This is a genomic window from Leifsonia tongyongensis (assembly GCF_010686705.1).
In the GTDB taxonomy this organism is placed as follows: Bacteria; Actinomycetota; Actinomycetes; order Actinomycetales; family Microbacteriaceae; genus Diaminobutyricibacter; species Diaminobutyricibacter tongyongensis.
Genome location: NZ_JAAGWY010000003.1, coordinates 127,895 through 141,297, shown reverse-complemented (window position 1 = coordinate 141,297; position 13,403 = coordinate 127,895). Strand labels below are relative to the sequence as shown.

The following is a 13,403-nucleotide window of genomic DNA, read 5'->3' as shown; positions in this document are numbered from 1 at the left end:
CTACGGGCAGACGGTGAGCTTGGCGACGCCGGCGCCGAGCACGGACGAACCGCCGAGCAGCGTGAAACCTGGGTGGGTCGCGAGGGCGCTCTCTGCGGCAGCCGGCGCGACGCATCCGGCCTTCACGACGTAGAGCGGGCTCGCCGCCGCCCCGGCCGCCGCAGCGCCCGCCAGCGCATCCGGGAACGACAAGCCGGTCGCGAAGTACGTCTTGGACGTGGCGCCGGGGAACGCGTCGACGTTCACCGCAACGCTCGTCTGGTAGCGGTCGGGGCCACTCAGGCGCTGAGTCGTCACGAAGCTGCCCAGGCTCTGGGCGTAGGCGGCCGACACGGCGCCGGTGCCGCCGACGATCTTCACTTTCGTGACGCCGAGATCCGTCAACAGCTTCCTGGTCGCGGCGTCCACCGACTTCGAGCCTCCGTTGACGAGGATCACCGGCGAACCGTGAGCACCGGCAGCAGCTCCCGCAGACAGGGCGTCAGGGTAGTTGAACCCCGTCGCGATGTAGGCGGTGGAGGCGGATGCGAAAGCGCTGCGGGCGATGACGCGGGACGTGTCGAAGCGGTCGACGCCTGCGAGACGCACGACGGAGCTGGAATAGGACGCGAGTTGCTTGGCGACGGCTGCGCTGACCGCTCCCACGCCGCCCGCGATATAGATCGTCGTCGGTTTGAGTCGCTTGAGCTCGTTGACCACGCTCGCGGGGATGGCGGTGGGAGCCACGAGGAGCAGCGGCCCCTGGCGGCTGCTGAGGGCTGCGACCGGCGCCGCACCCAGCGCATCAGGGAAGTCGGCGCCCGACGCGATGTAGACGGCAGCCACCGGAGTGGACGCCGTCGGGTAGGCAGCGGCGGACACGGCGACTGCCGTGGCGTACCGGTCGGACCCGGCGGATCGCGTCACGGTCGGAGTGCTGCCGGCCGTGGGGTTGCCGAACCACTGGGTGTAGATGCCCCAGAAGTTGCGGTTGCCGTAGGCGGAACAGGTGTTGCCCTCACTGGGATAGGCGGCGATCGAGGCGGCGTTGGGCTGGTACGGCGTGTAGTAGTAGAGCGCAGCCGTCGCTTTGTTCCAGATCGCCACCGGACCGGAGCCGCAGGCCGGGTCGAGATTGAACCGCACCTGGCTGACCTTGCCGACGGGATAGTCGGTGAAGTAGTTGCTCGTGCCGGGCGGGTTTCCGTAGCGCTTGAACTGCCACGCAGCCCAGTAGACCTGGTTGTAGAAGCCGGTGTATGCCGGGTCGCAGTTGCCGGTTCCGTCATCAGGGCACGCGTAGCCCGTCGCCCGGTCGTACAGAGCCTGGGTCGGCTGGACCGACGTCACCAGGCCGGTCTCCTTTTGAATGAGCGTGATCAACACTTTCGGGCTGATTCCGCAGGCAGCTCCGACCTTGGCGATGATCGCTGCCGCCGTCTCCAGGGTGGCTCCGGTATACGCGCTGCACATCGGATCCGCCGCTCGGGTCTGCGTCGTCTGCCTGTATGTCTTGAGGCACGCGGGGGTCGTCCCCTTGCAGGTCGCGACCTTCCCAGTGAGGAAGGACTGGACCGCCGTCGCGTCCATCGACGTGCCCGCGAAGAAGGTCGCGTCGCTGATGAGGTCGCCGACAGCAAGTGCTGCGGGGTTCACCGGGTTGTCGAGTGCTGTGGTGGCAGAGGCGGCCGTGGCGGAGACCACCGATGAACCTGCCAGCACCAGGGCGACGATGGAGGCGATGAGAGTCCGGCGCGCACGCCCGGCAGTGGTTTTCACGGAGTGATCGTAATCACGGAAGTTTGCGTGAGCGCAAGATTTCCGATGAAAGATGGACCTTTCGCACCCGGTAGAATCGCCGGGCACACCGATTCAAGGACAGGTCGATCGCTCGTATGAAGATTCTCGTCACCGGCGGCGCCGGTTTCATCGGCTCCAATTTCGTCAGGCGCACCCTGCAGGACGCCTACCCGGGCCTCGAAGGCGCAGAGGTGGTCGTCCTCGACGCCCTGACCTATTCGGGCAACCTCGAGAACCTCGCCCCCGTCGCCGCCTCCCCCCGGTACACCTTCATCAAGGGCGACATCCGCGACGGCGGCCTGCTCGACGAGTTGTTCCCGTCCGTTGACGCGGTGGTCCACTTCGCTGCGGAGTCGCACGTCGACCGTTCCGTTCGCGACGCCTCGATCTTCGTAGAGACGAACGTCCTCGGCACCCAGCAGCTCCTCGACGCCGCGCTCCGCAACGACCTGAAGCGTTTCGTGCACGTCTCCACCGACGAGGTCTACGGCTCGATCGCGGAAGGCTCGTGGGCCGAGGACCGCCCCCTCGAGCCGAATTCCCCCTACTCAGCGAGCAAGGCCGGCAGCGATCTGCTCGCCCGCAGCTATTTCCGCACCCACGGCCTGAACATCTCGATCACGCGGTGCTCGAACAACTACGGTCCCTACCATTTCCCCGAGAAGGTCATCCCCCTTTTCGTCACCAACCTGATCGACGACAAGCACGTCCCGCTGTACGGCGAAGGGCTGAACATCCGTGACTGGCTGCACGTCGACGACCACACCCGCGGCATCGCGATGGTGCTCGTCGGCGGCCGTGCCGGCGAGATCTACAACATCGGCGGTGGCACGGAGCTCACCAACAAGGAGCTCACCCAGCTGCTGCTCGACGCGACCGGCAAGGACTGGTCATATGTCGACCGGGTCGCCGACCGGCTCGGCCACGACCTGCGCTACTCGGTCGACATCTCGAAGATTCGCTCCGAGCTCGGCTACGAGCCGCTCGTCCCGTTCCAGCAGGGTCTGGCGGATGTCGTGCAGTGGTATCGCGACAACCGAGCGTGGTGGGAGCCGCTCAAGGCGCGCGCCGCACTGGACGCCTGACCGATGGCGCCGGTCCACTCAGGTCGCTACCTGGTGACGGGGGCGGGCGGCATGCTCGGAGCCGACCTGCTCCGTGCCCTCGACGGCCGCGAGGTGACTGCGCTCACGCGCGCACAGCTCGACGTCACCGATCTCGCTGCGGTGCGGGATGCGGTCCGAGGCCACGATGTCGTCGTCAACGCGGCCGCGTACACGAAGGTCGACGACGCCGAGACCCACGAGGACGAAGCGTATGCCGTCAATGCGATCGGTCCGCAGAACCTCGCGATCGCTGCATCCGATACGGGCGCGAAGCTGGTGACGCTCTCGACGGACTACGTTTTCGACGGCACGGCCACCTCGCCCTACCGGGAGGACGCCCCCCGCGACCCGATCAATGCGTACGGCCGGACCAAGGCGGCGGGCGAGGAGTTCGCCATCGCCGCGCATCCCGACGGCACGTACATCGTTCGCACGGCCTGGCTCTACGGAGCAGACGGCCCGAACTTCGCGCGGACGATGCTGCGGCTCGCCGCGACGAACGACACGGTCTCCGTCGTCGCCGATCAGCTCGGCCAGCCCACCTGGACGGGCGATCTCGCCCGCCAGATCGTCGGGATGCTCGACGCGGACGCGCCGGCGGGCATCTACCACGGCACCAATTCCGGGGAGACGACCTGGTTCGGTTTCGCGCAGGCGGTGTTCAGCGCGGCCGGATTGAACCCTGATAGGGTCACACCGACCGACAGTTCCCGATTCGTACGGCCGGCACCTCGACCGTCGTATTCGGTGCTGGGTCACGCGGCGTGGAACGCGGTCGGTCTCGAGCCGATGCGCGACTGGAACGAAGCGCTGGCGGATGCCGCCCGCCACGGAGTCTTGGAGCAGCATGACAACCCTGAGAGTGGTCGTTGACGAACTCGTCGCCGACTCTCCCGGTGGCATCGGCCGCTATGCCGAAGAACTGACCCGGCAGCTGATCGCCGTGGCCCCAGCCGGCTGCGACGTGCAGGGCGTCGCCTCAGCGTTCCCGCAGGAGACCATGGACGACCTCTCGGCGCGCCTCCCCGGCATCGCGGGCATCACCCGCCTACCGCTCGCACACCGCGAGCTCTCCCTCGCCTGGCAGTCCGGCATCGCACTCGCCGGCGGCCGCGGCATGGTCCATTCGCCCAGCCTGTTCGCGCCGCTCGGCAAGCATGATCGCCTCAACGATGGCGACCAGATCACGGTCACCATCCATGACGTGCTCCCCTGGACGTCGCCCGAATCCATGAGCGCTGCGAGCGTGCTCTGGCACAAGTCGATGGCGAAGCGTGCCAGGAAGCACGCCGACGCCATCGTCGTCCCGACGCATGCCGTCGCCGAGCAGCTCACCGAGTTCATCGACTTCGGCGACCGGGTGCGCGTGATCGGCGGGGCTCCCGCATCCACGCTGCGTCTTCCAGCGGACGCGGATGCCCGGGCCGCACGCCTTCAGCTGCCTGAGCACTACATCTTCACGATGGGCTCGATCGCGCCACGCAAGGGCGTCGCCGACCTGATCCGTGCCATGGCGCTCCCGGATCTCCACGGATTGCCGCTCCTCGTCGCGGGGCCGGACCGCTTCGGCGAGGGAAGCGCCACCGGTGTGGCCGCCTCCGCCGGCCTTCCCGAGGGCCGGGTGCGGGTGCTCGGGCACCTCGACGACGACGATCTGGCCGTCGTTCTCGACCGCGCGACCCTCTTCGTCTTCCCGAGCCGTGCGGAAGGGTTCGGCCTGCCGATCGTCGAGGCGTTCCACTTCGGCACTCCGGTCATCCACTCGGACGATCCGGCGATCCTCGAGGTGTCCGGCGGAGCAGGGCTGAGTGTGGAACGCGAAGGCCCGGAAAGCTACTCCGAGCGCCTCGCCGCAGCCATCGGGTCCGTGCTCGAAGACGGCGAACTCCGTTCCCGGCTCGCGGTGCACGCCTCGGATCGCTCGAGAGCGTTCAGCTGGCGCGACTCCGCTGAGCGGGTGTGGCAGCTTCACGCTGACCTGTAGCGGCATCGGCGACGGCTTTGCCGGAACGGCCCTCGTCGCCTCGCTCGGTCAGCTGCGGACGCTCTCGCTCCGGCTCGGTGGCGCGGAAGGCGGCCGCATAGCGCGCCGAGGCCCACGCGCCGGCCGCGCGCGCCCACTGGTGGCTCCGCGCCTCGACGAGCCACGTGAATCCGACCGCGACGAGGATCGCGAGCGGGATGCCGACCAGCGCGACGACGTACAGCGGCTGCCCGGCGAGCAGGTAGGCGCTGAAGATGAGGATCGGGACATGCACCAGGTACAGGCTGAACGAGATGCGCCCGGCGAAGGCGAACGGTGGCGACGAGAGCAGGCCGCCGAGGGGCTTCCAGCCGACCGCGCACAGGACGAGGCCCGCCGCCGCGAGGGGCGCGAAGGCGCGAAGTGCGGCCGTCAGTTCGGACCCGGCGCCGGGTCCGAACAGCCACGGGGAGATCAGAAGGGCTGATGCGCCGATCGTGAGGCCGAGCCAGATCAGGTGCCGGACGGCGAAGCGATTGATGCGGCCGGCGAAGAGACGCACGGCGTCCAGACGCACGGCCAGCACGGCGCCGACGAAGAATGCGGGGAAGAAGCTGAAGGCGCCAGATCCGGCGCGCACGCCCAGCCAGGTCACCACGACGGCCGCCGCGAGCCCAGCGCTCCACCACTTGCGGAGCGAGATGGCGAGGATCACGAAGACCGGGAGAGCGAGGGAGAACAGGATCTCCCAGCGAAGCGACCAGAGCGGGTTGTCGATGTGACCGTTGCCCCCGACGAGGTCCCATGCCTTCACGATGTACTCCCACGTGAAGTTCGGGGTACTGGAGTTGCTCAGCCAGGTGCCGGACGGCTGGAGCGAGCGCTGCGGGATGGCGACGACGAAGGCGGCGGCGACGAGCACGGCCCCCACCACGGGGATCATCAGCCGCATCACGCGGCGCGGATAGTAGGCGATCCAGTCGAAGCCCGGCCGCTTGACGACCGGCAGCGTGACGACGAGCCCCGAGAGAACGAAGAAGACGATCACCGACTCCCAGCCTGCGGTGGCGAGTTTGAGCGGCGTGTAGCTCATCCACCACAGAGGCGTGCCGGGCTGGAGGCTCCCCTCCCCTGGCGACGCGGGGAAGTTCGCGTTCAACAGCATGGTGTGGTGCAGCACCACCACGAGGGCGGCAAGCCCTCTCAGGCCATCCAGTGCTGCCAGTCGGCCACTGCTTTTCGTCTGAGTCCCGCTGTCTGTGCTTGACATAGACGGCTTAGTGTACGAAGTTCCCCTTGGGGCACCCTGTGACCCTTTTGGGGGTCATCTGGGAATCGGCGTGAGGGGGTTGAAACGGCTACGGAGCAGGGGTAGAGGGTTTCGGAGCGAGTGCGGACGTGACCATCTTGTGGATCTGGGCATAATCAGGGTTCTGCGGATCGATCGCCGGCGGCACGAGCTCGACCTGCTGCACCGGAAGCTTGCGCGTCTTGAGGCCGAGGTCGACGAAATAGCCGAGCATCGACTGCGGGATGTCCGTCTTCATCACCTGCTTGCCGGCCTTGGCGATGTCCTGGAACTTGGTGACGACGTTGACCGGGTTGATCTGCTTCAGGATCGCATCCTGCAATTGCCGCTGGCGCGCCATCCGGTCGTAGTCGCTCGTGCCGTGCCGCGAGCGCGCATACCACTGCGCCGTGTAGCCGGTCATGTGCTGCTTGCCGGGCTGGATCCACCCGACGACGCCGTTGAGGTTCTCATCGCCGCCGATCGGGAGGCGCTGCGTGACGGTGATGTCGACCCCGCCGAGCGCATCCACCAGGTCGGCGAAGCCCTGCATGTCGATCAGGACGTAGTACTGGATGGTGATGCCGAGCGCTCCCTCGAGCGCGTCGCGCATCGACTCGATGCCCGGGTCGCTGTTGTGTTTGGTCGCGTTCGGGTAGAGGCCCGGCTTGTAGAGCGAGACCTCGGTGTAGATCGAGTTCAGCTGGCACACGTCGACGTCGCAGTGGTCCTGGAACCCGTAGCCGTCCGGATACAGCTTGTGGAGCGGAGACGACGCCGGGAACGGAACCGGATCGAGGTTTCGGGGAAGACCGATCGTGACCGCCTGGCCCGTCGTCGCGTCCACGCTGACCACCGACATGCTGTCGGGCCGCATGCCCTGGCGGTCGGGCCCTGCGTCGCCGCCGAGCAGCATGATGTTGTAGCGGCCGTTCACCGGAGGCACGGACGGACCCGACGAGAAGATGTCGCCAAGGGCGCCACGAGCGGATCCGGCGACGAAGGCGCCGTAGCCGGCCGTGCCCGCGATGCCGACCAGCAGCACGACCGAGAACGCTGCGATCCAGGCGCGGGCGTTCGGCGCAGTCTTGACCAACCGGACGAGCCGGAGCGTGTCCAATGTCAGCACCACCCACAGCACGACGTAGGCGAACATCGCGAGCTGCACGATCCACAGGCTGAGGGTCTGGGTGAAGATCGTGTAGATGACCATCGGCCACAGCAGGTACACGACGCCCGCGAGGACGACGAGCGCCCACAGGGTCAGGGTCGCCACGATGCCGAGTCGGCCGAGTCGGCGATTGCCGGCCACGACCTGGGCCGAGCCGGGCAGCAGGACGTTGAGCACGACGAGCCACCAGCCGCGCTTGGTCATCACCTTTGCGGATGCGGCGTCCGGGTACCGGAGGGGGCTTGCGACGGTCATAGTCTCGCTTTGAGGTCCGCGTTCTTCTGCTCGACCAGTGCGGCCAGGTCCTCCGCGTACGCGGCGAGCTTCGACGTGAGTGCTTCGTCGGCGGTGGCGAGGATCTTGATCGCGATCAGGCCGGCGTTCTTCGCGCCGCCGATCGAGACCGTGGCGACCGGGACGCCCGCCGGCATCTGCACGATCGACAGCAGCGAATCGAGCCCGTCCAGCCGCGAGAGCGGCACAGGGACGCCGACGACGGGGAGGGTCGTCACCGAGGCGAGCATGCCCGGCAGGTGCGCGGCTCCGCCTGCACCGGCGATGATCACCTTGATTCCGCGATCGGCAGCTTCCTTGCCGAACGCGATCATCTTCTCGGGCGTGCGATGAGCCGAGACGACCTCGACTTCGTGGTCGACGCCGAACTCCTCGAGCACGGCCGAGGCGTCCTGCATGACCGTCCAGTCCGAGTCGGATCCCATGACGACGGCGACGCGGGGCCGGGAGGAGTTCACGCTGGGCATGGCCTCAATGCTATTCGGCAGTCCTGAAAGAACACGCTGCGAAACGCGCTCAGGCGACAGTGCCCGGCGCGATCATCCCTCGAAGAAGGCGGCCGCGCTCCGCGCCTGGTAGGCGACTTCGTCCAGATCGTCTCCGCTCGCCGTCACGTGGCCGACCTTGCGACCGGGCCGGGGTTCTTTGCCGTAGCCGTGGATCTTGACCATCGGATGCGCCGCGAGGGCGGCCGGATACCGGTCCTGGAGCGTACCGTCCGCCGGTCCCCCGAGGATGTTCACCATGACCGACCACACGTCACGGCTGCCGGTGGCGCCGAGCGGCAGGTCGAGAACCGCACGGAGGTGCTGCTCGAACTGGCTGGTCGTCGACCCTTCGATCGACCAGTGGCCGCTGTTGTGGGGCCGCATCGCCAGTTCGTTCACGAGGAGCCGCCCGTCTGTGGTCTCGAACAGTTCGACGGCGAGCACCCCGGTGACCCCGAGACCCGTGGCCACCGCGGTCGCGATGTCGGCCGCCAGGTCGGCGATCCGCCCTGCCGACTGCGGCGCGGGCGCGATGACCTCAGCACAGACCCCGTCGCGCTGGACGGTCTCGACGACCGGCCACGCGGAGACCTCACCGGACGGCCGCCGTGCCACGAGTTGGGCGAGCTCCCGCCGGAAGGACACGAGCTCCTCGACGAGCAGTGCGCCCCCGCGGCCGTCCTCGGCGAGCGCCAGGAACCAGTCGTCCACGCTGTGCGGCTCCGAGACGACGCGCACGCCCTTGCCGTCGTAGCCACCGCGTGCGGTCTTCACCACGGCCCGGCCGCCGTGGGTCTCGAGGAACTCGGCCAGCTCGTCGGCGGATTCGATGGCCGCCCAGTCGGGTACCGGCAGCCCCAGCTCGGTCAGCTTCGCGCGCATGTGGAGCTTGTCCTGCGCGAAGAGCAGTGCATCCGGTCCGGGGCGCACCGGAATGCCGCGTGCGACGAGTTCGCGGAGGATCGCCGGCGGGACGTGCTCGTGGTCGAAGGTGACGACATCCACCGTCTCGGCGAAGGCGATGACGGTCTCGAGGTCACGGTAGTCGCCGACCCCGGTGGCGGCGAGCTCGGCGGACATGCCCGGCGCCTCCTCGAGGACCTTGATCGTGATTCCGAGTTCCACCGCGGGCGGGATCATCATCCTCGCCAGCTGTCCGCCACCGATCACGCCAACCGTGCTCAGAACCATTCGCCGGTCACTCCTCGTATTGTTCCGCCATCAGGGCGTCTTACGCCTCTGAGAACGTTCAGCGACGGGAAGGGGAACTCCCAGATACCCCTACCGAATCTCGCGTAAGCTCGCGAACGCATGTCTATCTTCGCCTATGAATTCGATTCGAACGTATGACTGAACAGCAAACCGAGACTCCTCCCACCACAGCACCCCGCACCGCGCGGCTCTTTCCGCAGCTGGTGAAGTTCGGTGCGGTCGGCGCTGTCGGCTTCGTCGTCAACCTCATCGTCTTCAACGGCCTCATGCTGACTGTCTTCTCCGGGGTCCACCACGGCACGATCTATGCGACGGTGATCGCCACCTTCCTTGCCATCGTGACGAACTGGATCGGCAACCGATTCTGGGCCTTCTCGGGTCAACGCCAGTCGAACACCGTCCGCGAGGGTATCGAGTTCTTCCTCGTGAGCCTGGCCGGCATGGGCATCCCCCTCCTGTGCGTGTGGATCTCGCACTACGTGCTCGGCTATGTCTCGCTGGTCGCCGACAACATCGCGATCAACGTCGTCGGACTCGGGCTGGGAATGCTGTTCCGCTTCGCCCTGTACCGGTGGTGGGTGTTCTCGCCCGACCGCGCGCAGCGCACCGGCTTCCGGCCGCGCACCGGTGGATCCGGTTCGCTAGCGGGATCCCCAGACGGCGGTCTGGTCGGGGACAGCTGACTCGTCCTGCTGGCGGCGCATCGACACGATGTTCTGCGAGTGCTCCATCAGGTCGTGCAATGCGCTCTGTACCAGATCGGCCTTCGGAACATCCGCCAGCACCACCGGCTGCTCGAGACCGGAATTGATGCGGACATCGCCCGAACGGAACGCGCTCTGCAGCCAGCTGCGTCGCACGGTGATGTCATAGCCACGGCTGTGCAGGAGCTCCTGCCGGACGCGGACGAAGAAGCCGTGTCGCAGGATGATGCGCCGCGTCGTGATCGTGTACCGCTTGCTCAGCCAGAACGCGAGCGGCAGCAGGAAGAGCAGGAGCACGATCGCAGCCGCCGAAGCGTAGAGCAGGACGTTCTCCCACACTTCGGTGAACTGTCCGCCGTAGTAGCCGAGCGCGCCGCACGTGGCGATCAGGATCAGGCTGGGCCAGAACAATGCGCGAGCGTGCGGGCGCAGCCGCGCCACGATGCGTTCAGGTGGCGGAGTCGCCGCTGTGCCCGCCGTGTTGCTCATGACCCATTAATACCGCAGGTGAGTCACATCGCCTGCGGCGACAGTCGTGATGCCGGCATTCGTATCGACGATCAGGCGCCCATCGGGGTCGATGCCGGTCGCTGTGCCGACCAGCCGCTCGCCGGAGGGGAGCTCGACCTGCACGGAACGGCCGAGCGTTCCACACGCCTCGGAGACATCCCGTTGGAGCCCGCACCCCACAGCATCACCGGAGAACGCCAGGAACGAGGTGTACAGCGCGTCGAGCTCGCGGAGGTACGACGAGAGCAGGCGGTCCGGATCGGTGTCGCTCGCACCGGCGATCGACAGCGACGTGGCCGTATCGACGGGGAGCTCCTCGGTGTCGAGCGTGAGGTTCAGGCCGGCGCCGATGACGACACCCGAGGTGTCGGGCAGCAGCTCGGACAGGATGCCGCAGACCTTCCGGTCGCCGATGAGCACGTCGTTCGGCCACTTCAGTGACACGCCCTCCGCGACGACCGAGCGAACGGTGCGCGTCATCGCTAGGCCGGCCATCAGGGGGATCCAGCCGAGAGTGTCCATCGGAAGCGGGTCCCCGGTGGGTGTCCTGGGACGAAGCAGCACCGAGATCGCCAGCGACTTGCCGGCCGGAGACACCCAGCTGCGGCCGAGCCGGCCGCGACCCTGGGTCTGGTTGGCGGTCGCCACGACGGAGAGATCCGGCCAGTTCCCGGACTCCGTCCCGGTCGCCCGCCGGACGAGTTCGTCGTTCGTCGAGCCGGCCTCCGGCAGGATCTCGAGAACGGATGCTTCGGCACGGCTGAGAGGGAACTCCATGGGTCAAGTCTGCTGCAGTCCGACCAGCGAAACCAACCGAATTTGTAGGTATTCCTCAACGGCACGGCCCATCCGCTGGCCGGTAGAGTGAACGGCGTGACCGACACCGAACCACGCACCGACCTCTCGACCACGGCCGGCAAGCTCGCCGACCTCAAGGACCGCTACCACGAAGCCGTGACGGCCAGCGGCCTCTCCGCCATCGAGAAGCAGCACGCCAAAGGCAAGATGACGGCCCGGGAGCGCATCGACCTGCTGCTCGACCAGGGCTCGTTCGTCGAGTTCGACGAATTCGTGCGTCACCGGACCCACGCGTTCGGCATGGAGAACAAGCGCCCGTACGGCGACGCCGTGGTCACCGGCGTCGGCACGATCCACGGCCGCAACGTCGCCGTGTTCAGCCAGGACTTCACCATCTTCGGGGGCTCGCTCGGCGAGGTCGCCGGCGAGAAGATCATCAAAGTGATGGATCACGCCCTCAAGACCGGTGTACCGATGATCGGCATCCTCGACTCCGGCGGCGCACGCATCCAGGAAGGCGTCGTCGCCCTCGGCAAGTACGGCGAGATCTTCCGCCGCAACACCGCGGCCTCCGGCGTCATCCCCCAGATCTCGATCGTCATGGGGCCCGCGGCCGGCGGTGCCGTCTACTCCCCCGCGCTCACGGACTTCGTGATCATGGTCGACAAGTCGAGCCACATGTTCGTGACGGGCCCGGATGTCATCAAGACCGTCACCGGGGAAGACGTCGGCTTCGAAGAGCTCGGCGGCGCGCTCACGCACAACAAGATCTCCGGCGTCAGCCACTACCTCGCCAGTGACGAAGAGGACGCGCTCGACTACGCGCGAACACTCCTCGGATTCCTCCCCGACAACAACCTCGCGGAACTGCCGGTGTACGAGTCGAACGCCGAACTCGAGGTCACCGACGCGGACCGCAAACTCAACACGATCATCCCCGACTCCCCCAACCAGCCGTACGACGTGAAGTCGATCATCGAGCACATCGTCGACGACGGCGACTTCCTGGAGATCCAGCCGCTGTTCGCCCCGAACATCGTGATCGGGTTCGCCCGCGTCGAGGGCCGGTCGGTCGGCATCGTCGCCAACCAGCCGAGCGCGATGGCCGGCACGCTGAACATCGACGCAGGCGAGAAGGCATCCCGGTTCGTGCGGTTCTGCGACGCGTTCTCGATTCCGATCCTCACGCTCGTCGACGTGCCCGGCTACCTCCCCGGCACCGATCAGGAGTGGACGGGCGTCATCCGGCGCGGTGCGAAGCTGCTCTACGCGTACGCCGAAGCGACCGTTCCCCTGGTCACGATCATCACTCGCAAGGCATACGGCGGCGCGTACATCGTGATGGGCTCGAAGCAGCTCGGCGCCGACCTCAACTACGCCTGGCCGACGGCGGAGATCGCCGTCATGGGCGGACAGGGCGCGGTGAACATCCTGTATCGCGGGGAGATCAAGCGCGCCGAGGAAGCCGGCGAGGACGTCGCGGCCGTGCGCACCAAGCTCGCCAACGAGTACACCTACAACGTCGCGAGCCCGTTCCTCGCGGCCGAGCGCGGCGAACTCGACGGCGTCATCGAACCGGCAGCGACCCGCGTCGCCATCATCAAGGCGCTCAGGGCCCTGCGGACGAAGCGGGCCTCGCTGCCGCCCAAGAAGCACGGGAACATCCCGCTGTGACCGAGACGGAGGACGCGGGCGAGATCACGTTCGTCACGCGAGGCGTCACCGCCGACGAGGTCGCCGCGGTGACGGCCGTGCTGACCGCTGCGATCGCGGAGCGGGCGGCCGACCGGGCCGTGCGTTCCCCTCGTGGAGCCAGCGCATGGGAGCGCAGCCAGCGCGCCCTTCGCAGCCCCCTCACGCCGAGCGACGGCTCGTGGCGAGGCTTCACCGGCTGACATCTGTACCCCACTTGAGCCCGGTTTCGTGACCCCCCTCTTGCGGGTCACGCGTGATTCCGCGGACAATGAAGCCGGGTGAAAAGTGAGGTGTCCCCCTCCTGTCCCCCAAAATGACGACTTTTCTACTTTCGCGCAACCCGTCAATATTGTTATTGCTAGGTGTCTCTCTTCGTGAGTTACACCGCCAATCAC

At 67.3% G+C, this 13,403-nt stretch carries 13 protein-coding genes; 6 read left to right on the top strand and 7 right to left on the bottom strand.

All coding sequences use genetic code 11. The annotated features are described in order from the left end of the window. Window positions 1–1,758, bottom strand: a complete 1,758-nt coding sequence (locus G3T36_RS14130) for a cell wall-binding repeat-containing protein (protein WP_163290460.1) — start codon at window positions 1,756–1,758, stop codon at window positions 1–3. A gap of 116 nt (window positions 1,759–1,874) precedes the next feature. Here G3T36_RS14130 and rfbB point away from each other — a divergent pair, with 116 nt between their 5' ends. From rfbB to G3T36_RS14115, 3 genes are read left to right on the top strand one after another with little or no spacing between them, the layout of a single operon-like run. Beyond that, a complete protein-coding gene (gene rfbB, locus G3T36_RS14125; RefSeq protein ID WP_163290459.1) occupies window positions 1,875–2,864 on the top strand; it encodes a dTDP-glucose 4,6-dehydratase in 990 nt (329 codons plus the stop codon). 3 nt (window positions 2,865–2,867) lie between these two features. Continuing rightward, on the top strand, window positions 2,868–3,758 hold the full coding sequence (gene rfbD, locus G3T36_RS14120; RefSeq protein ID WP_163290458.1) for a dTDP-4-dehydrorhamnose reductase: 891 nt from the start codon (window positions 2,868–2,870) through the stop codon (window positions 3,756–3,758). Then, entirely contained in the window at window positions 3,733–4,869 is a 1,137-nt protein-coding gene (locus G3T36_RS14115; RefSeq protein WP_163290457.1) for a glycosyltransferase family 4 protein, read from the top strand. The genes rfbD and G3T36_RS14115 overlap by 26 nt, the downstream gene beginning before the upstream one ends. Here the strand turns inward: G3T36_RS14115 and G3T36_RS14110 are convergent. From G3T36_RS14110 to G3T36_RS14095, 4 genes are all read right to left on the bottom strand, one after another. Continuing rightward, on the bottom strand, window positions 4,817–6,118 hold the full coding sequence (locus G3T36_RS14110) for an acyltransferase family protein (RefSeq protein ID WP_240148548.1): 1,302 nt from the start codon (window positions 6,116–6,118) through the stop codon (window positions 4,817–4,819). The genes G3T36_RS14115 and G3T36_RS14110 overlap by 53 nt on opposite strands. 88 nt (window positions 6,119–6,206) lie before the next feature. Further along, window positions 6,207–7,562 carry an LCP family glycopolymer transferase gene (locus G3T36_RS14105; protein WP_163290456.1) on the bottom strand — a complete coding sequence of 452 codons (1,356 nt, stop codon included), beginning with the start codon at window positions 7,560–7,562 and terminating at the stop codon, window positions 6,207–6,209. After that, window positions 7,559–8,068: a 5-(carboxyamino)imidazole ribonucleotide mutase gene (purE, locus tag G3T36_RS14100; RefSeq protein WP_163290455.1), complete on the bottom strand. Its 510-nt coding sequence runs from the start codon at window positions 8,066–8,068 to the stop codon at window positions 7,559–7,561. Before purE ends, G3T36_RS14105 begins: the two co-directional genes overlap by 4 nt. Window positions 8,069–8,140: 72 nt before the next feature. Beyond that, entirely contained in the window at window positions 8,141–9,280 is a 1,140-nt protein-coding gene (locus tag G3T36_RS14095) for a 5-(carboxyamino)imidazole ribonucleotide synthase (protein WP_163290454.1), read from the bottom strand. 155 nt (window positions 9,281–9,435) lie between these two features. Here G3T36_RS14095 and G3T36_RS14090 point away from each other — a divergent pair, with 155 nt between their 5' ends. Continuing rightward, complete coding sequence (locus G3T36_RS14090) at window positions 9,436–9,984, top strand: GtrA family protein (RefSeq protein WP_163290453.1); 549 nt, start codon at window positions 9,436–9,438, stop codon at window positions 9,982–9,984. Here the strand turns inward: G3T36_RS14090 and G3T36_RS14085 are convergent. Continuing rightward, window positions 9,943–10,494, bottom strand: a complete 552-nt coding sequence (locus tag G3T36_RS14085) for a PH domain-containing protein (RefSeq protein ID WP_193571232.1) — start codon at window positions 10,492–10,494, stop codon at window positions 9,943–9,945. The two genes, G3T36_RS14090 and G3T36_RS14085, sit on opposite strands and share 42 nt — an antisense overlap. Window positions 10,495–10,500: 6 nt before the next feature. Then, window positions 10,501–11,292 carry a biotin--[acetyl-CoA-carboxylase] ligase gene (locus G3T36_RS14080; protein ID WP_163290452.1) on the bottom strand — a complete coding sequence of 264 codons (792 nt, stop codon included), beginning with the start codon at window positions 11,290–11,292 and terminating at the stop codon, window positions 10,501–10,503. A gap of 87 nt (window positions 11,293–11,379) precedes the next feature. On the opposite strand from G3T36_RS14080, the gene G3T36_RS14075 reads away from it, so the two are divergent. Continuing rightward, on the top strand, window positions 11,380–12,987 hold the full coding sequence (locus tag G3T36_RS14075; RefSeq protein ID WP_163290451.1) for a carboxyl transferase domain-containing protein: 1,608 nt from the start codon (window positions 11,380–11,382) through the stop codon (window positions 12,985–12,987). Continuing rightward, window positions 12,984–13,208 (top strand): acyl-CoA carboxylase epsilon subunit, encoded by a 225-nt coding sequence (locus tag G3T36_RS19540; protein ID WP_163290450.1) that lies wholly within the window; start codon window positions 12,984–12,986, stop codon window positions 13,206–13,208. The genes G3T36_RS14075 and G3T36_RS19540 overlap by 4 nt, the downstream gene beginning before the upstream one ends. Window positions 13,209–13,403 lie beyond the last annotated feature (195 nt).

Coding starts and splice junctions, on each gene's coding strand:
- rfbB (WP_163290459.1), top strand. CDS start 1,875: ATGAAGATTCTCGTCACCGGCGGCGCCGGTTTCATCGGCTCCAATTTC.
- rfbD (WP_163290458.1), top strand. CDS start 2,868: ATGGCGCCGGTCCACTCAGGTCGCTACCTGGTGACGGGGGCGGGCGGC.
- G3T36_RS14115 (WP_163290457.1), top strand. CDS start 3,733: ATGACAACCCTGAGAGTGGTCGTTGACGAACTCGTCGCCGACTCTCCC.
- G3T36_RS14110 (WP_240148548.1), bottom strand. CDS start 6,118: ATGTCAAGCACAGACAGCGGGACTCAGACGAAAAGCAGTGGCCGACTG.
- G3T36_RS14105 (WP_163290456.1), bottom strand. CDS start 7,562: ATGACCGTCGCAAGCCCCCTCCGGTACCCGGACGCCGCATCCGCAAAG.
- purE (WP_163290455.1), bottom strand. CDS start 8,068: ATGCCCAGCGTGAACTCCTCCCGGCCCCGCGTCGCCGTCGTCATGGGA.
- G3T36_RS14095 (WP_163290454.1), bottom strand. CDS start 9,280: ATGGTTCTGAGCACGGTTGGCGTGATCGGTGGCGGACAGCTGGCGAGG.
- G3T36_RS14090 (WP_163290453.1), top strand. CDS start 9,436: ATGACTGAACAGCAAACCGAGACTCCTCCCACCACAGCACCCCGCACC.
- G3T36_RS14085 (WP_193571232.1), bottom strand. CDS start 10,494: ATGAGCAACACGGCGGGCACAGCGGCGACTCCGCCACCTGAACGCATC.
- G3T36_RS14080 (WP_163290452.1), bottom strand. CDS start 11,292: ATGGAGTTCCCTCTCAGCCGTGCCGAAGCATCCGTTCTCGAGATCCTG.